This window comes from Thauera sp. SWB20 (assembly GCF_000831325.1).
Taxonomy (GTDB): domain Bacteria; phylum Pseudomonadota; class Gammaproteobacteria; order Burkholderiales; family Rhodocyclaceae; genus Thauera; species Thauera aminoaromatica.
Window position 1 is genome coordinate 67469 of record NZ_JTDM01000016.1, and the last position, 20745, is coordinate 88213.

Here is a 20745-nt window from a genome sequence, read left to right on the forward strand (position 1 = left end):
CCCGACGCCCCCCCGCCTGCCGGACGAGCACGCCGATGACCGATCTCACCGAACAGTTTTCCGCCTACAGCCGCTGGCGCGGCCACGCCAGCGACGCGGTGGCCCGCCTGCGCGCGTGGCTGGCGCGCAACGACGTGGGCAACGCCCAGGCGGACATGCGCCTGCAATACCTGCTCGACCGCCTGCGCGACGACAAGCTCACGGTGGCCTTCGTCGCCGAGTTCTCGCGTGGCAAATCCGAGCTCATCAACGCGATTTTCTTCGCCGACCACGGCGACCGCATCCTGCCCTCCAGCGCGGGCCGCACCACGATGTGCCCGACCGAGCTGCAGTGGCAGAAGGGGGCGCAGCCCGAGCTGCGTCTGCTGCCGATCCGCAGCCGCGCGCGACAGACGCCGGTGAGCGAGCTCAAGCGCTATCCCGAAGAATGGACCGTGATCGCGCTTGACGCGGTCGACGCCCCCGGCCTGCAGGCCGCGCTCGCGCGCGTGGGCGAGACCGAGCGGGTCGAGGTCGCCGAAGCGCAGGCGCTCGGCTTCCGCGTCGATGCCGCAGGGGACGACGGCATCCGTCCCGATGCCGAGGGTCGCATCGAGATCCCGCGCTGGCGCCATGCCGTCATCCAGTTCCCGCATCCCCTGCTCGAGCAGGGCCTGGTGGTGCTCGACACGCCGGGCCTCAATGCGATCGGCGCCGAGCCCGAGCTCACCCTGTCGATGCTGCCGAATGCGCACGCGGTGCTGTTCATCCTCGCCGCCGACACCGGCGTCACCCAGAGCGATCTCGCGGTGTGGCGCAACTACGTGCAGGCTGGCAGCGAGCGCCAGCGCGGGCGCCTGGTCGTGCTCAACAAGATCGACGGGCTGTGGGACGGGCTGCGCGACGAAGCGCGCATCGAAGCCGAGATCGGCCGCCAGGTCGACTCGGTCGCCGCGACCCTCGGCGTCGAGCCCGCCGCAGTGTTCCCGGTGTCGGCGCAGAAGGGCCTGGTGGCGCGCATCCAGGGCGACGAGGCCCTGCTCGCGCGCAGCCGTGTGCCACAGCTCGAGCGTGCGCTCGCCGAGGGGCTGCTGCCCGCCAAGCAGGAGATCGTGCGCGAGGACATCCTCGCCGAGTCCGCCGAGGTCGCCGCCGCCACGCGCAGCCTGCTCGAGGCGCGCCTGGCCGGCTTGCGCGAACAGCTCCAGGAACTTACCGACCTGCGCGGCAAGAACCAGAGCGTCATCGAATACATGATGCGCAAGATCCGCAGCGAGAAGGAGGAGTTCGAGCAGGGTCTGCAGAAGTACTACGCGGTGCGTACGGTGTTCACCGACCTCGCCAACAACCTGTTCGCGCACATGGGCCTGGACGCGGTGCGCGACGAGACGCGGCGCACGCGCGAGGCGATGCTCGAATCCAGCTTCACGCGCGGGCTGCGCAACGCCATGCAGGGCTATTTCCGCAGCCTGCGTGGCAACCTGCAGCGCTCTACCGAGGAGATCGGCGAGATCACCCGCATGCTCGACGCCATGTACAAGCGCTTCAGCGTCGAGCACGGCCTCAAGCTCACCGCACCCGAAGGCTTCTCGACGCTGCGCTACGAGAAGGAGCTCGAGCGCCTGGAGACGGCCTTCAACCGCCAGATCAACACCGCGCTGACCCTGGTCACCACCGAGAAGCACGCGCTCACGCAGAAGTTCTTCGAGACCGTCGCGGTGCAGGCGCGCCAGACCTTCGAGCTCGCCAACCGCGACGTCGAGCAGTGGCTGCGCGCGGTGATGTCGCCGCTGGAGACCCAGGTGCGCGAGTACCAGATCCAGCTCAAGCGCCGGCTCGAGAGCGTCAAGCGCATCCACGAGGCCACCGACACGCTGGAGAGCCGCGTGGAGGAGTTGATGCAGGGCGAGGAGGCGCTGCGCGCGCTGCTGGACGAGCTCGACAACCTCGAGGCCGCGGTCGCCGACGCGCTCGACGTGCCCGCCAACACGCCTGTGACGGGCGTGCGTGCGGCCGCCTGAGCGGCGCGCGCATGCAATAAAGCGGACGGGGGCGCGCCGATGGCCGCCCCCGTCGTCTCGTGCGGCGGGATGGGCTCCCGCCGGGTGTGATCAGGCCTTGCCGGTCAGCTTGAGGAACTTGGCCATCAGCTGGTCCTTGGTCTCCTCGCGCTTGGGGTCGAGCGGGATACAGTCCACCGGGCACACCTGCTGGCACTGCGGCTCGTCGAAGTGGCCGACGCACTCGGTGCACTTGTTGGGGTCGATCTCATAGATCTCTTCGCCCTGGTAGATGGCGCCGTTGGGGCACTCCGGTTCGCAGACGTCGCAGTTGATGCATTCGTCGGTAATCATCAGAGCCATGGTCTTCGCTTCCTTGCGTTTACTTTGATTTGAGTCTTTCCTGCAGCCGTGCGAGCACCCTGGGCTGCACGAACTTGCTCACGTCGCCGCCGAGGCGGGCGATCTCCCGCACCATCGTGGCGGAGATGAACATGAATTCTTCACCGGGCGTCAGGAACACCGTCTCGACGTCCGGATAAAGCTTGCGGTTCATCCCTGCCATCTGGAATTCGTATTCGAAGTCGGATACCGCACGCAGCCCGCGGATGATCACGCGCGCATCCTGCTGCTGGAGGAATTCCATCAGCAGGCAGTCGAAGCCGACCACTTCGACGTTGGGAAAGGCTGAGACGGCATCGCGTGCGATGTCGACCCGGTCCTCCAGTCCGAAGATCGGGTTCTTGCTGTTGCTGCGCGCGACCGCGACGACGACCTTCTCGAACAGGATCGAGGCGCGCCGCACGAGATCCTCGTGGCCGCGGGTGAACGGGTCGAAGGTGCCCGGATAGACCGCGATCGCTTCCTTCATTCCTCGCTCCTGCGCATGAGATGGAAATGGACCTGCCCGGCGCGGCCCTGCTTGACCGCGCGCCATGCGCCGAGGCTGTCCACGGCGACTTCGGATTCGACATAGAGCCATCCCTCGGGACGGACCAGCCGGTCCAGCCAAGGCGACACCCGCTCGATCCAGCCCTGCTTGTAGGGCGGATCGAGGAACACGCCGTCGAAACGCTGCGGCGTGGATTGCGCGAATCTTACCGCATCGCCGCGCACGATCTCTACTTGCGCCGCCTGTAGGGTCTTTGCCGCCTTGTGCAGTGCGTCGAGCGCGCGCGCGTCGTGCTCGACCAGGACGACGCGGGCGGCGCCGCGTGAGGCGGCCTCGAAGCCGAGGATGCCGGTGCCGGCGAAGAGGTCCAGGCAGGCGTGGCCGTCGAGGTCCTGGCCCAGCCAGTTGAACAGGGTCTCGCGCACGCGGTCGGGCGTCGGGCGCAGGCCTGGCACCGAGGCCACGTCGAGCAGGCGCGAGCGCCACTGTCCGCCGACGATGCGGACCCGGCTCACTGCGCGGCTTCCGCGGGGGGCGTGGTGGACGCACCCGCCGCCGCGGGACGGTCGCCGTCGCCGCCGGCGATCACGGTGACGAGCTGTTCCGGGCGGATGCGGCGTTGCCAGGCCGCGCGCACCGCGGCGACGTCAACCGCGGCGACCTGCTGCGGGTAGCGCTCCAGCCAGTCGAGCGGCAGGCGGTAGAAGCCGATCATCGACACGTAGTCGAGCAGCTTGGCGTTGGAGTCGAGACGCAGGCCGAAGCCATTGATCAGGTTGTCCTTGGCGGCCTGCAACTCCTCGGCGCTGGGGCCGTCGGCGAGGAAGCCCGCGAGCGTCGCCCGCACCACCGCGAGCGCTTCCTCGGCCTGGCTTCCGCGCGTCTGCAGGCCGATCTGGAAGGGGCCGGCGACCTGCTGTGGCGACAGCGCGCTGTACACGCTGTAGGCAAAACCGCGCTTCTCGCGTACCTCGGCGGTCAGCCGCGACACGAAGCCGCCACCGCCGAGCACGTAGTTGCCCACCAGCAAGGGGAAGTAGTCGGCGTCCTCGCGCGCCATGCCGGGCTGGCCGACGAGGATGTGGGCCTGCGCCGAGGGGTGCGGGATGCGCAAGGTCCGGGCCGTGGTGGGCGCGGGCGCCGGCAGCGGCATGGCGGCCTGCGTCGCGGGCAGGCCCGCGGTGAGGCGGACCGCGATGCGCTCGGCGGCGGCGCGGTCCACGTCGCCGACGATCGCTACCGTGGCGCGGTTGGCGCCGTAGTGGCGGCGATGGAAGTCGACCAGGTCGTCGCGCCCGATCGCGGCGAGCGACTCCGGCGTGCTGTCGTGGCCATAAGGGTGGCCGGCGTAGAGCGCGGCGTTGAACTGGCGCGCGGCGAGCGTGGCGGGCTTGGTCAGCGCCTCGCGCAGGCCGGCGATCGCGCGGCTGCGCTCGCGCTCGAGCACCGCGGCGGGAAAGTCGGGACGGGCGAGCAGGGTGGCGGCGAGCTCGACTGCGGCGTCGAGCTCGGCGGGCGAGGACAGGCTGCGCAGCGCCATGCTGGCGCGGTCGTTGTCGGTGCCGCCGGAGAGCTCGATGCCGAGATCGGCCTTGCGGTCGGCGATGGTCTGCTCGTCGAGCCCGCCGGCGCCGGCGTCGAGCAGGGCCTGGGTCATGCTAGCCAGCCCGGCCTTGCCCTCGGGGTCGAGCGCGCCGCCGGCAGCGAAGGAGATCTGGATGTCGACCAGCGGCAGCGCGCGGCTCTCGACGAAGTGCACCCGCGCGCCGGTGGGCGCGGTCCATTCGATGATCTCGGGGGCGGCGAGCGCGCCGGCCGCCGCGCCGGCACCAAGTACGAACGCGGCGGTGCGCAGGAGATGGAGGCGGCGGGGGCGGGTGGGGGAGCGCTCGAGGCTGGGGGTTTCTGCGGTCATGGCGGGCATTTCGTGGGCGTTGCGCTTCAGTGGCGCGGGGCGGCGAAGGACGAGCGCGGGCGCTTGTCGCCGAGCGGCTGCGGATCGAGGCGGGCGGTGTTGAGGCTGGCGTCGTCGAAGTAACGCTTCGCTACCGCCTGCACCTCCTCGGCGGTGACCGCGCGCAGGCCATCGAGCAGCCTGTCCTCGTCGCGCCAGGACAGGCCCGCGGATTCGAGGTGGCCGATCTCCATCGCCTGGCCCATCAGCGAGTCGCGCTTATATACCTGGGCGGCGATCGCCTGCGTCTTCACGCGCGCGAGCTCCGCGGCGCTGATGCCTTCGTCGGCGATACGGCGCAGCTCGGCGCGCAAGGCCTCGGCGAGCGCCTCCGGGCTGGTGCCGGCGGCGGGCACGCCGTGCAGGTAGAACAGCGCCGGGCCGCGGTTGCCGGTGTCGTAGCTGGCACCGACGCTGACCGCGATGCGCTGGTCGCGCACCAGGCCGCGGGTGAGGCGGGCGCCGTCGTAGCCGTCGAGCACGGCGGCGAGCACGTCGAGCGCGAAGGCCTCGCGGTCGTTGGCGGGATCGCGCAGCGCGGGCACGTGCCAGGCCATGGCGAGATAGGGCAGCTCGGCGGGGGCCTTCACCGTCGAGGCGCGCGGGCCGCGTTGCGCCGGTTCGGGGGAGATGCGGCGGGCGGGCAGCTCGCCGGCGGGGAGGGCGCCGTAGGTCTGCTCGGCGTGGCGGAACACCTCGCGGTGGTCGACGTCGCCCACGACCACCAGGTACGCGTTGTTGGGCGCGTACCAGCGCCGGTACCAGGTGCGCGCGTCTTCCGGCCGCATGGCCTCGAGGTCGGGCATCCAGCCGATCACCGGGCGGCGGTAGGGGTGGGCCTGGTAGGCGGTGGCCATCAGCTGCTCGAACACGAGCGCGCGCGGCTGGTCGTCGGTGCGCAGGCGGCGCTCCTCCTTGACCACCTCGATCTCGCGCGCGAACTCCTCGTCGGTGAGCACGAGGTTTTTCATGCGGTCGGCCTCGAGCGCCATCATCGCCGGCAGGTGGGCGGGCGGCACCTGCTGGAAGTAGGCCGTGTAGTCCTTGCCGGTGAAGGCGTTGTCGCGCCCGCCGACGGCGGCCACGCGGCGGTTGAACTCGCCCGGGCCGACCTCCTTCGTGCCCTTGAACATCATGTGCTCGAGCACATGGGCCACGCCCGAGACGCCGTCCGGCTCGTCCATCGCACCCGTGCGGTACCACACCATGTGCACCACCGAGGGTGCGCGGCGGTCCTCCTTGACGATCAGCTTCATGCCGTTGGCGAGCGTGGTCTCGAAGGGGTTGGCGAGGACGGGCGGGGCGAGCGCGGCGGAGAGCGTCGCGCCGAGGAGGAGCCCGCGTGCGAAGCGGCTTCCGGGCAGGCGGGCGAGGCGGAGGGCGGGGGGGAGGCGAAACATGGAGTTGTCCTGCATCTGTTAGAATCCGCGGCACTCCGCGAGGCCCGCTGCGCATGGCGCAGCCAGTGCCGGGGAGCCGCATCTTAGCGTGATCGGCGGTGCGCGCCCATGCTTGCCGGGCCGCGTGCGCCGACGCAAAACGTCCCCTCTGACCCGAGCGTTTCATGTTTGGTTTCCTGAAGAAGAAGTTCGGCAAGTCTGTCGACGAGGCCAGGCCCGCCGAGCAGGCTGCCGAGGAGCAGACTGCCTCCGAGGTCCGCGCCGAAGACCTCGCCGGCGCGCCGGCGCCGCAAGCGCCCGCGGAGGCCTCGGCGGCCGAGGCTGCGCGTCGCGACGCGGCGGAGATCGACGCGACCGCAGCGCCGGTCGAGCCCGCTGCGCTGCCCGAATCCCCTGCTCAGCCGGCCGCCGAGGCGGCGGCCCTTGCCGAGCCGGAGCCCGCTGCGCAGGTGCCAGCCGAAGCCGTGCCCGAGCCGCAGCCGGAACCCCCGGGCGAGCCGACGCCCGAAGCCCCCGTCGCGGTCGAGCCGGCGATCGAAGCCGAGTCCGAACCCGAAGCCGAGTCCGAACCCGAAGCCGAACCCGAACCCGAAGCCGAACCGGAGCCGGAGCCGGAGCCGGAGCCGGAGCCGGAGCCGGAGCCGGAGCCGGAGCCGGAGCCGGAGCCGGAGCCGTCCGCGGCCGCCGCCGCGGTCGCGAAGAAGTCGTGGACCGAGCGCCTCAAGGCCGGCCTCGCGCGCACTCGAAACCAGATCGGCGGAGGGCTGGCGAGCCTGTTCGGCCTGCGCAAGATCGACGAGGACCTGCTCGAGGAGCTCGAATCCACCCTGCTGATGGCCGACTGCGGCGTCGACGCCACCCAGCACCTGATCGACGACCTGCGCCGGCGCTGGAAGCGCGACCGCCTGGAGACCGCCGACCAGCTGCAGAAGGCGCTCGCCGACGGCCTGCACGAGATCATCGCGCCGCTCGAAGCGCCGCTCGAGGTCGCAGGTCATCGCCCCTTCATCATCATGATCGCGGGCGTCAACGGCTCCGGGAAGACGACCTCGATCGGCAAGCTGGCCAAGTACTTCCAGGCCCATGGCAAGAGCGTGCTGCTCGCCGCGGGCGACACCTTCCGCGCCGCCGCGCGCGAGCAGCTGATGACCTGGGGCGAGCGCAACAACGTCACCGTGGTGGCGCAGGACAGCGGCGACGCCGCGGCGGTGATCTTCGACGCCATCAACGCCGCACGTGCGCGCAAGATCGACGTCGTGCTCGCCGACACCGCCGGCCGCCTGCCCACCCAGCTCCACCTCATGGAAGAGATCGCCAAGGTGCGCCGGGTGATCGCCAAGGCCGACCCGAGCGGGCCGCACGAGGTGCTGCTGGTGCTCGACGCCAACATCGGCCAGAACGCGCTCGCCCAGGTGAAGGCCTTCGACAAGGCGATCGGCGTCACCGGCCTGGTGGTCACCAAGCTCGACGGCACCGCCAAGGGCGGCGTGCTGGCGGCGATCGCGCGCCAGTGCCCCAAGCCGCTGCGCTTCATCGGCGTCGGCGAGGGCATCGACGACCTGCAGCCGTTCAAGGCGCGCGAGTTCGTCGATGCGCTCTTCGAGCCGGGTGCCGGTGCGGTCAAGGCGGGAGCGGAAGCGCGCAGATGATCGTCTTCGAGGACGTGGCCAAGCGCTATGCGGGCGGCTACACGGCGCTGGCGGGCGTCAGCTTCGAGATCCGCCATGGCGAGCTGGTCGTGCTCTCCGGCCATTCCGGCGCGGGCAAGAGCACGCTGTTCAAGCTCATCCCGGTCATCGAGCGCCCGACCGCCGGTCGTGTGCTGATCAACGGTCAGGACGTGTCGCACCTGCCGCGCACGGCCATCCCCTACCTGCGCCGCAACCTCGGCCTGGTGCTGCAGGAGAGCCGGCTGCTGTTCGACCGCAACGTCTACGACAACGTGATGCTGCCGCTGGTGATCACCGGCCACCCCGCGGCCGACGCCGCGAAGCGGGTGGCGGCCGCGCTCGAGCGCGTGGGCCTGGACGGGCGTGGCAAGGAGATGCCGGCGGGTCTGTCGGGCGGCGAGCAGCAGCGCGTGGCGATCGCGCGCGCGATCGTCAACCGGCCGTCGATCCTCATCGCCGACGAGCCCACCGCCCACCTCGACCCCGCCTACGCCGCCGACATCGCGGCACTGTTCCGCTCCTTCAACCAGGCCGGCGTCACCGTGCTCGTGTCTACCCACGACGCCAGCCTGTTCGCCGCCAGCCGGCCGCGCCGGCTCGTGCTGGCCAAGGGGCAGCTGGTCGAGGACTCGCGCCCGGGCGGACGGCCGGCGCAGGAGGAGGTTGCGGCGTGATCAACTGGTTCTACCTGCACCTGCGTGCGATCCGTCACGCACTGCACCGGCTGGTGTCGCAGCCCGTAGGCACCCTGCTGTCGGCACTGGTGGTCGGCATCGCGCTGTCGCTGCCGGGCGGCGGCTACCTGCTCCTCGACAACCTCGGCTCGCTGGCGCGCGGCGTCTCCGGCACGCCCGAGATCAGCCTGTTCCTGGACATGAACGCCGGCGCGGCCGAGGTCGCCGCGATCGAGCAGCGCCTGAAAGGCGAGAGCGAACTCGCCAGCTACCGCTTCGTGCCACGCGACGAGGGCTTGCGCCAGCTCGAGGCTGCAGGCCTGGGCGACGTGCTCGGCGGGCTCAAGGCCAACCCGCTGCCCGACGCCTTCGTGCTCGCGCCGCGCCGCGAGGATCCGGCGCTGTTCGAGCGCATGGCCGAGCGCATGCGCTCCTGGCCCAAGGTGGCGCACGTGCAGCTCGACTCGGCCTGGGTCGAGCGCCTGCATGCGCTGCTCGGGCTTGGACGTTCGGCGGTGCTGATGCTCGCCGGCCTGCTCGGCTTCGCGCTGGTGGTGGTCACCTTCAACACCATTCGCCTGCAGATCCTCACCCAGCGCCAGGAGATCGCGGTGAGCCGGCTGCTCGGCGCCACCGATCCCTTCATCCGCCGCCCCTTCTACTGGTTCGGCGGCCTGCAGGGCGCGCTCGGCGGTCTCGTCGCGCTCGGCACCATGGCGCTCGGCATCGAGGCGCTCGCCGCCCCGGTGGCGCGGCTCGCCGAGACCTACGGCGCCGTCTTCGCGCTGAGCGGGCCCGAGCCCGAGGCCAGCCTGGCGATCGTCGCCTTCGCGGCCTTCCTCGGCTGGCTGGGCGCGGCGATCTCGGTGCGGCGGCATCTCGCCGGCACTTGAACTTTCGTCATCCGTCCCCAGTTACATTCGATCGTCGTTTGCACGCTGCCCGCGGACGTTGTCCCGGGCGGTGGCGGCGCGATCGACGATGCACTCCGGTAATCGCGAGTCCATAGGGACCTCCAATCGACTGGATCTCCATAATCAATTAGAGCAATTCAAGGAACCGGTCTAAACTTTGCTCCATCGAGTTGCACCGAACCGTTCCAACAACCCTTCTGGAGGATTACAGATGTCGCTGATCAACACCCAGGTTCAACCGTTCAAAGCCCAGGCCTTCCACAACGGCAAGTTCGTCGAAGTCTCCGATGCGAGCATGAAGGGCAAGTGGTCCGTGGTGATCTTCATGCCGGCCGCCTTCACCTTCAACTGCCCGACCGAGATCGAGGACGCGGCCGAGCACTACGCCGAGTTCCAGAAGGCCGGCGCAGAGGTCTACATCGTCACCACCGACACCCACTTCTCGCACAAGGTCTGGCACGAGACTTCGCCGGCCGTCGGCAAGGCCAAGTTCCCGCTGGTCGGCGATCCGACCCACCAGCTGACCCGCGCCTTCGGCGTGCATATCGAGGAAGCCGGCCTGGCCCTGCGCGGCACCTTCGTGATCGACCCGGAAGGCGTCATCAAGACGATGGAAGTGCACGACAACGCCATCGCCCGTGACGTGACCGAGACCGTGCGCAAGCTCAAGGCCGCCCAGTACGTCGCCTCGCACCCGAACGAAGTGTGCCCGGCGAAGTGGAAGGAAGGCGAAGCCACGCTGGCCCCGTCGATCGACCTGGTCGGCAAGATCTAAGGCAGTGCTGCACCTTTCCCCGGACCGCCGTGGTCCGGGGCGCAAGCTCCGCAGCCGGCCACGCGCCGGCTGCGTCGTATCCGGACTGCCGTAAACAGCGGCGGTCGCAAAACAGAAGGGGAGTGACCATCATGCTGGACGCCAACATCAAGACTCAACTGAAAGCCTACCTGGAGCGGGTGACGCAGCCGATCGAGATCGTGGCGTCGCTGGATGATGGTCCGAAGTCGAAGGAACTGCTCGAGCTGCTGCACGACGTCACCGAGCAGTCGAAGCTGATCACCCTGGTCGAGCGTCGCGATGACGACGAACGCAAGCCCTCGTTCTCGGTCGGACCGCGCGGCGGCGAGGCGCGCGTGCGCTTCGCAGGCCTGCCCATGGGCCACGAATTCACCTCGCTGATCCTCGCCCTGCTGCAGGCCGGCGGCTACCCGCCCAAGGTCGAGGCCGAGGTGATCGAGCAGATCAGGAACCTCGACGTCGAGCTGAACTTCGAGACCTACATCTCGCTGTCCTGCCACAACTGCCCGGACGTGGTGCAGGCGCTCAACCTGATGGCGGTGCTCAACCCGAAGATCCGCCACACCATGATCGATGGCGCGCTGTTCCAGAAGGAAGTCGAGGAGCGCCAGATCATGGCGGTGCCGACGGTGTACCTGAACGGCGAGGAGTTCGACCAGGGCCGCCTCGAGCTCGGCCAGATCCTCGCCAAGGTCGACACCGGCGCCGCGGCGCGCGACGCCAGGAAGCTCTCCGAGAAGCCGGCCTTCGACGTGCTCGTCGTGGGGGGCGGACCGGCCGGCGCGGCGGCGGCGATCTACGCCGCGCGCAAGGGCATCCGCACCGGCGTGGTGGCCGAGCGCTTCGGCGGCCAGGTCATGGACACGCTGGCGATCGAGAACTTCATCTCGGTGAAGTACACCGAAGGCCCCAAGCTGGTCGCCAGCCTGGAGGAGCACGTCAAGGAATACGAAGTCGACGTCATGAACCTGCAGCGCGTTGCCGGCGTGGTGCCGGGCGAGAACCAGCACGAGGTGAAGATGGAGAACGGCGCCAGCCTCAAGGCCAAGACCGTGATCGTCGCCACCGGTGCGCGCTGGCGCGAGATGAACGTGCCCGGCGAGAAGGAGTTCCGCGGCAAGGGCGTGGCCTACTGCCCGCACTGCGACGGCCCGCTGTTCAAGGGCAAGCGCGTGGCGGTGATCGGCGGCGGCAACTCCGGCGTCGAGGCCGCGATCGACCTCGCCGGCGTGGTCGCCCACGTGACCCTGCTGGAGTTCGCCGACGACCTGCGCGCCGACGCCGTGCTGCAGAAGAAGCTCTACAGCCTGCCCAACGTCAGCGTGATCAAGAGCGCGCAGACCACCGAGGTCACCGGTGCCGACAAGGTGAATGGCCTGGTGTACAAGGATCGCAAGACCAACGCCGAGCACCGTCTCGAGCTCGAAGGCATCTTCGTGCAGATCGGCCTGCTGCCCAACACCGACTTCCTCAGGGGCACGCTCGAACTGTCGCGCTTCGGCGAGGTGATCGTGGACGCCAAGGGCCAGACCTCGGTGCCGGGCATCTTCGCCGCCGGCGACTGCACCACGGTGCCGTACAAGCAGATCATCATCGCCATGGGCGAAGGTGCCAAGGCTTCGCTGTCCGCCTTCGACCACCTGATCCGCAGCAGCGCGCCGACCATGTAAGCCCGGCCCGCCGCCCTCCTGCGCGGGTGGCGGCAGCCGCGAACCCCGCCCCGCCACGCGCGGGGCTTTTTGCTTTGCCGCGGGCACCCGCGGCCCATCCGGCCGGTCACAGGCCGGACCCATCACGGAGAGCCGCCGTGCCTTTCAGCTGGTTCGAACGCCGCGTCGACCCCTATCCCGAAGCCGCCCCCGGCCCCGCGCCGCGCGGCTTCTTCGCCTTCCTGTGGGCGGGCACCGAGGGCATGCGGCCCTTCATCCTCGGCATGATGCTGCTCACCGCGACCATCGGCGCCTTCGAGGCCCTGCTGTTCGCCATGCTCGGCCGCGTGGTCGACTGGCTGGCCGCGGTCGAGCCCGCGCGCCTGTGGGCGGACGAAGGCGGAACCCTGCTGCTGCTCGCGGCCATCATCCTCGGCAGCATCGTGCTGGTGGCGGTGCAGACCCTGCTCAAGCACCAGAGCCTGGCGGGCAACTTCCCGATGCGGCTGCGCTGGCGCTTCCACCGCCTGATGCTCGGCCAGAGCATGAGCTTCTACCAGGACGAGTTCGCCGGCCGGGTGTCGGCCAAGGTCATGCAGACCGCGCTCGCGGTGCGCGACACCTGCCTGATCCTTACCGACATCCTGGTGTTCGTGAGCATCTACTTCTTCACCATGACCGCGGTGGTGGCGAGCTTCGACGCCTGGCTGCTCGCACCCTTCCTCGGCTGGCTGGCGCTCTATGTGCTGGCGCTGCGCTGGTTCGTGCCGCGCCTGTCGAAGGTGTCGCGCGCCCAGGCCGACGCGCGCGCGCTGATGACCGGGCGCATCACCGACGCCTACACCAACATCGCCACCGTCAAGCTGTTCTCCCACGCCGGCCGCGAGGCCGGCTACGCGCGCGGCGCGATGCAGGAGTTCCTCGGCACCGTGCATGCGCAGATGCGCCTGGTGAGCGGCATCGAGATCGTCAATCACAGCCTGTCGATGGGGCTGATCCTCGCCACCGGCGGCACGACGCTGTGGCTGTGGAGCCAGGGCGAGGTCGGGGTCGGCGCGGTGGCGGCGGCGACCGCGATGGCGCTGCGCCTGAACGGCATGTCGCACTGGGTGATGTGGGAGATGGCCTCGCTGTTCGAGAACGTCGGCACCGTGCAGGACGGCATCAACACCTTGTCGCGCCCGCATGCGGTGGTCGACCGCAGCGACGCCAAGGCGCTGGTGGTGAGCCGCGGCGAGGTGCGCTTCGAGCGGCTCGTGTTCGCCTACGGCGCCACCGGGCCGCAGGCGCGGCGGGTGATCGACGACTTCACGCTGACCATCCGTCCGGGCGAGAAGATCGGCGTGGTCGGGCGCTCGGGCGCGGGCAAGTCGACCCTGGTGAACCTGCTGCTGCGCTTCTACGATCTCGAGCAGGGCCGCATCCTGATCGACGGCCAGGACATCGCCGGCGTGACGCAGGACAGCCTGCGCGCGCAGATCGGCATGGTCACCCAGGACACCTCGCTGCTGCACCGCTCGGTGCGCGACAACATCCTCTACGGCCGCCCCGACGCCACCGACGCCGACATGATCGCCGCCGCGAAGCGGGCCGAGGCGCACGAGTTCATCCTCGGCCTTACCGACCCCAAGGGTCGCAGCGGCTACGACGCCCACGTCGGCGAGCGCGGCGTGAAGCTCTCCGGCGGCCAGCGCCAGCGCATCGCGATCGCGCGCGTGATGCTGAAGGACGCGCCCATCCTGCTGCTCGACGAGGCCACCAGCGCGCTCGACTCCGAGGTCGAGGCCGCCATCCAGGCCAGCCTGTATCGCCTGATGGAAGGCAAGACCGTGGTGGCGATCGCGCACCGCTTGTCCACCATCGCGGCGATGGATCGCCTGGTGGTGATGGACAAGGGCCGCATCGTGGAGGAGGGCGACCACCACAGCCTGCTCGCCCGCGGCGGCCTCTATGCGCGGCTGTGGGCGCACCAGAGCGGCGGCTTCCTCGGCGAGGAGGCCGAGGACGGCACGCCGCTTCATCCCGCCTGCCCCGCGTGAGGAAAGGTGTCACGCTTCCATGCGCGCTTTCTCCATAGAATGAAGCATGACCACCGGAGGCGATGACATGGCGTCGGAGTCCGCATCCGGCGATGCGCATCCCCTGCGCGTCGTCGCGCTCATCTACCTCTGCGGCGCGCTGCTGTTCGGAACGTTGCTGGTGCTCGAATGGCGGCTGATCGACCGCAGCGTCGTCGCGATCGCCCGCGAACGCGGTGCGGCGCTGTTCTCGCTGATCCAGACCACCCGCGAGTGGAACGCCAGGCATGGCGGGGTGTATGTCGTGGTGGACGAGAGCACCCAGCCGAACCCTTGGCTGAAGCACCCGGCGCGCGACCTGCAGACCACCGACGGCGTGCGCCTGACCATGGTCAACCCGGCCTACATGACGCGGCAGATCGCCGACCTCGCCCTGCACGCGGAGGGCGCGCGCCTGCACCTCACCAGCCTCAAGCCGATCCGACCCGAGAACCGTCCCGACGCCTGGGAGGCGATGGCGCTCGCGCGGTTCGAGGCCGGCGAGACCGAGGTGCTGGCGCTGGTGGAGGGCGGCGGCGAGGGCGGAAGCGGCCCGGCGCATCGCTACATGGCACCCTTGCTGGTGCGCGAGCCCTGCCTGCAGTGTCATGCAGAGCAGGGTTACCAGGTGGGCGACATCCGCGGCGGCATCTCGGTGACGATGCCTGCCGAGGTGCTGATCGCCCGGCGCGATCAGCTGCGCATGCGCGCGGTCTTCGTCTATCTGCTCGCCGGGCTGCTCGCCGCCGGCCTGATGCACGGCCTGCTGCGTGCCAACCGGCGCCATGTCGTCCAGGTGCGGCGGATCAACGCCGAGCAGGAGCGTCTGATCGAGCGGCGCACCGTCGAACTCGCCGAGGCCAACCGCCGCCTCGCCGGCGAGGTCGACCTGCACCGGCGCAGCGAGCAGCGCCTGGCGGCGAGCGAGTCGCGCTACCGCGCGATCTTCGACAGTGCCGCCGAGGGCATCATGCTGCTCGACGCCGCGCTGCGCATCGTCCAGGTGAACCCCGCCTTCTGCGAAATCACCGGCTACGCGGCCGAAGAAGTCCTTGGCCGCAAGCCGTCCATGCTCGGCTCGGGGCGCCACGACCGGGCCTTCTTCCGCGAGCTCCTCGCCACGCTGGCCGCCGCCGGACGCTGGCAGGGCGAGGTGTGGAACCGGCGCAAGGACGGCGACCTGTACGTGCAGTGGATGTCGGCGGTGCGGATCGGCGAGGCCGACGCGCCCGAGGGCTTCGTCGCCACGATGACCGACATCACCTCGCGCAAGCAGACCGAGGAGAAGCTGCGCTTCCGCGCCAACCACGATGCGCTCACCGGCCTGCCCAACCGCCGCCTGTTCGAGGATCGGCTGCAGTCGGCGATCGCCAGCGCGCTACGCCATGGCGAGCGTTTCGCGCTGATGCTGGTCGACCTCGACCACTTCAAGGGCGTCAATGACCGCTTCGGCCACCTCGCCGGCGACGCGCTGCTGGTCGAGGTCGGCCGCCGCCTGGAACTGTGCGTGCGCGCCTCCGACACGGTGGCGCGCCTGGGCGGCGACGAGTTCGCGGTGATCCTCGGCGAGGTCGGCGGCCGCGAGGATGCCGCCGAGGTGGCCGAGCGCATCTGCGCCGCCATGGCCTTGCCCTTCGAGCTCGGCGAGGGCGTCGCGCACATCGGCGCCTCGGTCGGCATCGCCCTCGGTCCGCAGGACGACGCCGACGCCGGGGAACTGCAGCGCCGCGCGGACGCCGCGCTCTATGCCGTCAAGCACGATGGCCGCGGCGGCTTCCGCTTCCACGGCGAGCCGGCCTGAAGGTTCGGTTTCGACAAGGACGCCGGCCCTGCAGGCGCCCCCGGCAGGCCGCGGCCGCGATTCGCGCCGCGCGGCCCGGTCTTCGCGCCCGGGCTGGTGCCGCCTCACTGCTTCTGCACGATCGCGCTGCCGCCGCCGTGGCGCAGCGGCTCGCTGACCGCGGTCACCGTGCCGTCGGGGTTGAAGCGGATGGCGTTGGCGGCGCCGATCTGGTCGGTCTCGCGCCACTTGTGGCCCTTCGCCTCCAGCGCCTTGGCCTGCTCGCTGCCCGGGAAGCCAAGCAGGGTCTCGACCAGGGTCGTCTCGCCGTTGCGCTGGCTCATGCGCGGGGCGGCGAGCGCGTCGGCCAGGCTCATGCCCAGGTCGACGTGATTGACGATGGTCTGCAGCGCGGTGGTGATGATGGTCGAGCCGCCGGGCGAGCCGATCGTGAACGCGGGCGCACCGTCCTTCAGCACGATGGTCGGGCTCATGCTCGAGCGCGGGCGCTTGAAGGCCTCGGGCAGGTTGGGGTGGGGGCCGCTGAAGTCGAAGTCGGTGAGCTCGTTGTTGAGCAGGAAGCCGCGCCCCGGCACCACGATGCCGCTGCCGCCCCAGTCCTCGATGGTGAAGGTGTAGGCGACCACGTTGCCCTCGCGGTCGGACACCGTGAGGTGGGTGGTATGCATCGACTCCTGCGCGAGCGGCTTCGGCTGCGGGCGCAGCGGCACCGAGCGGTCGTCCTCGAAGGGGTAGGGATCGCCCGCCGCGACCTTGCCCGGCGCCGCGCCGGCGCCAATCTGCCGCGCGCGCTCGCGCGCGTAGGCCTTCGACAGCAGGCCGTCCCTGGGCACATCCACGAACTCCTCGTCGGCCACGTAGGCGTTGCGGTCGGCGAAGGCCAGGCGCGAGGCCTCGAGGTAGAGGTGCTCGATCTCGGCGCGCGGCTTGCCGGCGAGGTCGAAGGTCTCAAGCAGGTTGAGCGCCTGCGCGATCGCGATGCCGCCGCTCGAGGGCGCAGGCATGCCGTGGATCTCGTAGCCACGATAGGTCGAACGTATCGGCGGACGGATGCGCGCCTCGTAGTCCTTCAGGTCGGCCATGGTGAGGCCGCCGGCGATCACGCTCGTGCCGGGCGTGACCGGCGGGTGGTTCACCGCCGCCACCATGCTCGCCGCGATCGGGCCCTCGTAGAAGGCCTTCACCCCGCCGCGCGCGATATCGCGGTAGGTCTGCGCGAGCTCGGGGTTGCGGAAACGCGTGCCCACCGGCAGCGCCTTGCCGTCCTGCAGGTAGAGCGCCGACGCGGTGGAGAAGCGCGCGAACTTGGCCTCGTTGATCTTGTTGATGCGGTGGAAGTTGGGGCCGACCGCGAAGCCTTCTTCGGCCACGCGGATGGCGGGCGCGAGCACCTTGTCGAAGCCCATCGTGCCGTAGCGCGTCAGCGCCTCGTGCCAGCCGCGCACCGTGCCGGGCACCCCGACCGAGATGCCGTTGGGCACCGTGGCCTTCCAGTCCATCTCCTTGCCCTCGGCGTCGAGGAAGACGCCGGGGTGGAAGCTCGCCGGGGCGACCTCGCGGTGGTCGATGGAGATCACGCGCCGGTCTTTCGCGGAGTAGATCAGCATGAAGCCGCCGCCGCCGATGCCGCAGCTGAACGGGTCGGTGACGCCGAGCGCGGCCGCCGCGGCCACCGCGGCGTCGATGGCGTTGCCGCCGGCATCGAGGATCTGCATCGCGGCCAGGCTGGCCTCGTGCGAGATGGTGGCGACCGCGCCGCCGTGGCCGGTGTCGACCGGCTGCTTCGCCAGGGCGCCGAACGCCGCCATCATGAGCGCGGTGGCGAGGAGGGTTTGCCTTTTCATGGTGTGCTCCGTCGTGCTGGGGAGCATGACGGTAGCACCGGCCGCAGGGTATGCCCAAGGCGGGAATACCCGGGTGGATTGGGGCGAAAGGATCGCGCGGGGAGGGCGGACTGCGCGGGTCGAGAGGCCGCGATCGCGACTTGCGTCGCTCCCACAGCGCCCCCGACCCCCGTGCCCGCATGCGGGGCGTAGGAGCGACGCAAGTCGCGATCCGGCGGGGTCTTGTGGGAGCGACGCGAGTCGCGATCCGGCGGGGGTCTTGTAGGAGCGACGCAAGTCGCGATCCGGCCGATGGATGAAGCGCGGCGCGCCGGCGCTGGCCGATGCGCGCCGCCCGCGCCGCCTACAGCCCCAGCGTCTCCGCCGTGTAGCGCGCGATCATGCGCTCTTCGTTGGTCGGCACCACGGCGACCGCGACGCGGCTGGCCGCGGTGTCGATGCGGCGGGCGTGGTCGGCGTTGGCGGCGGGGTCGACCTCGATGCCCATCCACGCCGCCAGCGCGGCCACCTTCTCGCGCACCGGCGCGGCGTGCTCGCCGATGCCGCCGGTGAACACCAGCGCGTCCAGCCCGCCCGCCGCCGCAGCCAGCGAGCCGAGCTCGCGCGCGATGCGGTAGCAGAACAGGCCCACCGCTTCCTTGGCCTCGGGGGCGTCGGAGGCGAGCAGGGTGCGCATGTCCTGGCTGATGCCCGACACGCCGAGCAGGCCCGATTCCTTGTAGAGCAGGCTGGTGAGCGCCTTGGCGTCCATGCCCTTCTGCTCCATCAGGTAGAGCATCACGCCGGGGTCGAGGCTGCCGGTGCGGGTGCCCATCATCAGGCCCTCGACCGCGGTGAAGCCCATCGTCGACGCGACGCTGCGACCGTCGCGCAGCGCGCACATCGACGCGCCGTTGCCGAGGTGGGCGATCACCACCGCGCCGCGGGCGCGCTCGCCGACCACTGCCGGCAGCTGGCGCGCGACGTAGTCGTAGGACAGGCCGTGGAAGCCGTAGCGCTTGATGCCCTCGGCCGACAGCCTGCGCGGCAGCGCGAAGGCCTGCGCGACCGCCGGCTGGGTGCGGTGGAAGGCGGTGTCGAAGCAGCCCACCTGCGGCACCTGCGGCATCAGCGTGGCGACCGCGCGCACCGCGCGCAGGTTGTGCGGCTGGTGCAGCGGGGCGAGCGGCACGAAGGTGTCGAGCGTGCGCAGCACCGCCTCGTCCAGCCGGGTCGGCGCGCTGTAGTGCTCGCCGCCGTGCACGATGCGGTGGCCGGCGGCGACGATGTCGAGCGCCGGGTTGTGGCGGACGAGCAGCGCGAAGACGTGCTCGAGCGCGTCGCGATGCTGTTCGCCCTGGCTGCCGCCGGTCACCACCGGCTCCTGGATGCGTTCGCCCGCGGCGGTCTTGAAGGTGACCTCGGGTCTGGCGCCGATGCCTTCGACCTGGCCGGACACCGCCGGCGCGGCGGCCACGTCACCGTCGACCGGGTAGAGCGCGAACTTCAGGCTCGACGAGCCCGCATTGAGAACGAGGACGGCCTTCATGCCTTCAGGGCCTCGCGCTTCTTGTGGGCCATCAGCTGCACGACCGCGCACGACGCGGTGCGCGTCTCGGCGGTGTCGGCACGGCTGGTCAGCACGATCGGCACGCGCGCGCCCAGCACCACGCCGGCCATCAGCGCGTTGGCGAGATATTCGAGCTGCTTGGCGACCATGTTGCCGGACTCGAGGTCGGGCACCACCAGGATGTCGGCGTTGCCGGCCACCACCGACTTGATGCCCTTGGTCTTCGCGGCGACCAGCGACACCGCGTTGTCGAAGGCGAGCGGGCCGTCGAGCAGGCCACCCTTGATCTGGCCGCGGTCGGCCATCTTGCACAGCGCGGCGGCGTCGATCGTCGAGCGGATCTTCGAGGTCACGGTCTCGACCGCCGACAGGATCGCCACCTTGGGTTCGGGCAGGCCGAGGATGTGGGCGAGCTCGATCGCGTTCTGGATGATGTCGACCTTATCCTCGAGCGTGGGCTCGATCATGATCGCCGCGTCGGTGATCATCAGCGGGTGCGGGTAGGTCGGCACGTCGGCGAGGAAGACGTGGCTGATGCGGCGGCCGGTGCGCAGGTGCTTGATCACCTGGCTCATCATCTCGTCGGTGTGCAGCGAGCCCTTCATCAGCGCCTCGGCGCCGCCGTCGCGGCACAGGGCGACGGCCACCTCGGCCGAGGCGTGGCTGTGTTCGGTGTCGACGATGCGCAGGCCCTTGATGTCGATCTCGTGTTCTTCGGCCACGGCGCGGATGCGCGACTCGGGGCCGACCAGGATCGGCTCGACCAGGCCGGCGCGTGCCGCCTGGACCGGGCCGAGCAGGGATTCGCGGTCGCAGGGGTGGGCCACCGCGATCGGGATCGGCGACAGGCCGGCCGACACCGACAGCAGGTGGCGGTAGCGCAGCTCGCGGTCGGACACGGTGACCTCGGGCAGCACGACGCGCGCGCGCGAGATCTTCTCGGTCGGCGCCATCACCTCGGCGATGCCGTCGATCACCTTGAGACCGTCCTGGTTCACCGCCAGGCAGTCGAAGATGATGTGGTGGTTGTGCTCGAACTTTTCCTTGCAGGTGACCGTGATCGTCAGCGTGTCGCCGATCGTGATCGGGCGCCAGAAGTTCAGCCCCTGCGACACGTACACCGTGCCGGGGCCGGGGAACTCGGTGCCGAGCACGGTGGAGATCAGCGTGCTGCCCCACATGCTGTGGCCGACGACCTCGCGGAACTGGCTGGAGCGTGCGTATTCGAGATCGACGTGGGTCGGGTTGACGTCGCCCGACATGGCGGCGAACAGGTGGATGTCCTCGGGGCGCAGCGTGCGGACGAGCTGGGCGAAGTCGCCCACCTGGATCTCGTCGAAGGTGCGGTTCTGGATCATCTGTTGTGCGGCAGGAGCTTTCATGGCAACTCTCGTTCTTGGATGCATTGCAACACGCGATTCTAGACCTTGTATGTGACTGCCACATGCGCTAAAACGATCGAATTGTGCAATGCGTCAATCACACGCACGTTTCCTTGCGGCGCGGATGTTTTTCATGCCCGCACCATGCGATTGCTCACGATTGGCTGCGCGGGTCGCGTGCTAG

The 20745-nt window shown here is 70.1% G+C and carries 16 protein-coding genes; 8 read left to right on the plus strand and 8 right to left on the minus strand.

Translation table 11 applies throughout. The annotated features are described in order from the left end of the window. The first annotated feature begins 35 nt into the window (after window positions 1–35). A complete protein-coding gene (locus PO78_RS07815) occupies window positions 36–2000 on the plus strand; it encodes a dynamin family protein (RefSeq protein WP_004308343.1) in 1965 nt (654 codons plus the stop codon). A gap of 90 nt (window positions 2001–2090) precedes the next feature. Here the strand turns inward: PO78_RS07815 and PO78_RS07820 are convergent, their stop codons facing one another. From PO78_RS07820 to PO78_RS07840, 5 genes are read right to left on the minus strand one after another with little or no spacing between them, the layout of a single operon-like run. After that, a complete protein-coding gene (locus PO78_RS07820) occupies window positions 2091–2342 on the minus strand; it encodes a YfhL family 4Fe-4S dicluster ferredoxin (RefSeq protein WP_004308341.1) in 252 nt (83 codons plus the stop codon). 19 nt (window positions 2343–2361) lie between these two features. Beyond that, window positions 2362–2850: a pantetheine-phosphate adenylyltransferase gene (coaD, locus tag PO78_RS07825; protein WP_004308339.1), complete on the minus strand. Its 489-nt coding sequence runs from the start codon at window positions 2848–2850 to the stop codon at window positions 2362–2364. Continuing rightward, on the minus strand, window positions 2847–3386 hold the full coding sequence (gene rsmD / locus PO78_RS07830) for a 16S rRNA (guanine(966)-N(2))-methyltransferase RsmD (RefSeq protein WP_012586042.1): 540 nt from the start codon (window positions 3384–3386) through the stop codon (window positions 2847–2849). The genes coaD and rsmD overlap by 4 nt, the downstream gene beginning before the upstream one ends. Then, a complete protein-coding gene (locus tag PO78_RS07835; protein WP_043743066.1) occupies window positions 3383–4786 on the minus strand; it encodes a M16 family metallopeptidase in 1404 nt (467 codons plus the stop codon). The genes rsmD and PO78_RS07835 overlap by 4 nt, the downstream gene beginning before the upstream one ends. A gap of 26 nt (window positions 4787–4812) precedes the next feature. After that, the gene (locus tag PO78_RS07840) at window positions 4813–6225 is read right to left on the minus strand and encodes a M16 family metallopeptidase (RefSeq protein WP_043743248.1); all 1413 of its coding nucleotides are present in this window, start codon (window positions 6223–6225) and stop codon (window positions 4813–4815) included. Between the two features lie 449 nt (window positions 6226–6674). Between PO78_RS07840 and ftsY the strand changes: the two genes are divergently transcribed. The 7 genes from ftsY to PO78_RS07875 all read left to right on the plus strand — a co-directional run bounded on the left by ftsY (window position 6675) and on the right by PO78_RS07875 (window position 15786). Further along, complete coding sequence (gene ftsY, locus PO78_RS07845) at window positions 6675–7874, plus strand: signal recognition particle-docking protein FtsY (RefSeq protein WP_420544427.1); 1200 nt, start codon at window positions 6675–6677, stop codon at window positions 7872–7874. Further along, window positions 7871–8569 carry a cell division ATP-binding protein FtsE gene (locus tag PO78_RS07850; protein ID WP_004299311.1) on the plus strand — a complete coding sequence of 233 codons (699 nt, stop codon included), beginning with the start codon at window positions 7871–7873 and terminating at the stop codon, window positions 8567–8569. The genes ftsY and PO78_RS07850 overlap by 4 nt, the downstream gene beginning before the upstream one ends. Further along, on the plus strand, window positions 8566–9462 hold the full coding sequence (gene ftsX, locus PO78_RS07855) for a permease-like cell division protein FtsX (protein WP_004299309.1): 897 nt from the start codon (window positions 8566–8568) through the stop codon (window positions 9460–9462). Before PO78_RS07850 ends, ftsX begins: the two co-directional genes overlap by 4 nt. A 232-nt stretch (window positions 9463–9694) precedes the next feature. After that, a complete protein-coding gene (ahpC, locus tag PO78_RS07860) occupies window positions 9695–10258 on the plus strand; it encodes an alkyl hydroperoxide reductase subunit C (RefSeq protein WP_004299307.1) in 564 nt (187 codons plus the stop codon). Between the two features lie 131 nt (window positions 10259–10389). Then, window positions 10390–11949, plus strand: coding sequence for an alkyl hydroperoxide reductase subunit F (ahpF, locus tag PO78_RS07865; RefSeq protein ID WP_004299305.1), 1560 nt, complete (start codon window positions 10390–10392; stop codon window positions 11947–11949). A 137-nt stretch (window positions 11950–12086) separates the two neighbouring features. After that, window positions 12087–13967, plus strand: a complete 1881-nt coding sequence (locus PO78_RS07870) for an ABC transporter ATP-binding protein (RefSeq protein ID WP_004299304.1) — start codon at window positions 12087–12089, stop codon at window positions 13965–13967. Window positions 13968–14034: 67 nt separating this feature from the next. Beyond that, complete coding sequence (locus PO78_RS07875) at window positions 14035–15786, plus strand: diguanylate cyclase domain-containing protein (RefSeq protein ID WP_004299302.1); 1752 nt, start codon at window positions 14035–14037, stop codon at window positions 15784–15786. 104 nt (window positions 15787–15890) lie between these two features. Here PO78_RS07875 and ggt read toward each other — a convergent pair whose 3' ends face one another. The 3 genes from ggt to PO78_RS07890 form a co-directional block, all read right to left on the minus strand. Next, window positions 15891–17630: a gamma-glutamyltransferase gene (gene ggt / locus PO78_RS07880; protein WP_043743070.1), complete on the minus strand. Its 1740-nt coding sequence runs from the start codon at window positions 17628–17630 to the stop codon at window positions 15891–15893. 343 nt (window positions 17631–17973) lie between these two features. Next, on the minus strand, window positions 17974–19158 hold the full coding sequence (locus PO78_RS07885; RefSeq protein ID WP_043743072.1) for an acetate/propionate family kinase: 1185 nt from the start codon (window positions 19156–19158) through the stop codon (window positions 17974–17976). Next, window positions 19155–20561 (minus strand): bifunctional enoyl-CoA hydratase/phosphate acetyltransferase, encoded by a 1407-nt coding sequence (locus PO78_RS07890; protein WP_040828345.1) that lies wholly within the window; start codon window positions 20559–20561, stop codon window positions 19155–19157. The genes PO78_RS07885 and PO78_RS07890 overlap by 4 nt, the downstream gene beginning before the upstream one ends. Between the last annotated feature and the right edge of the window lie 184 nt (window positions 20562–20745).

Excerpts from the sequence above, each read along its gene's own strand:
- PO78_RS07815 (WP_004308343.1), top strand. The coding sequence starts at position 36 with ATGACCGATCTCACCGAACAGTTTTCCGCCTACAGCCGCTGGCGCGGC.
- PO78_RS07820 (WP_004308341.1), bottom strand. The coding sequence starts at position 2,342 with ATGGCTCTGATGATTACCGACGAATGCATCAACTGCGACGTCTGCGAA.
- coaD (WP_004308339.1), bottom strand. The coding sequence starts at position 2,850 with ATGAAGGAAGCGATCGCGGTCTATCCGGGCACCTTCGACCCGTTCACC.
- PO78_RS07835 (WP_043743066.1), bottom strand. The coding sequence starts at position 4,786 with ATGACCGCAGAAACCCCCAGCCTCGAGCGCTCCCCCACCCGCCCCCGC.
- PO78_RS07840 (WP_043743248.1), bottom strand. The coding sequence starts at position 6,225 with ATGTTTCGCCTCCCCCCCGCCCTCCGCCTCGCCCGCCTGCCCGGAAGC.
- PO78_RS07850 (WP_004299311.1), top strand. The coding sequence starts at position 7,871 with ATGATCGTCTTCGAGGACGTGGCCAAGCGCTATGCGGGCGGCTACACG.
- ahpC (WP_004299307.1), top strand. The coding sequence starts at position 9,695 with ATGTCGCTGATCAACACCCAGGTTCAACCGTTCAAAGCCCAGGCCTTC.
- ahpF (WP_004299305.1), top strand. The coding sequence starts at position 10,390 with ATGCTGGACGCCAACATCAAGACTCAACTGAAAGCCTACCTGGAGCGG.
- PO78_RS07875 (WP_004299302.1), top strand. The coding sequence starts at position 14,035 with ATGGCGTCGGAGTCCGCATCCGGCGATGCGCATCCCCTGCGCGTCGTC.
- ggt (WP_043743070.1), bottom strand. The coding sequence starts at position 17,630 with ATGAAAAGGCAAACCCTCCTCGCCACCGCGCTCATGATGGCGGCGTTC.
- PO78_RS07885 (WP_043743072.1), bottom strand. The coding sequence starts at position 19,158 with ATGAAGGCCGTCCTCGTTCTCAATGCGGGCTCGTCGAGCCTGAAGTTC.
- PO78_RS07890 (WP_040828345.1), bottom strand. The coding sequence starts at position 20,561 with ATGAAAGCTCCTGCCGCACAACAGATGATCCAGAACCGCACCTTCGAC.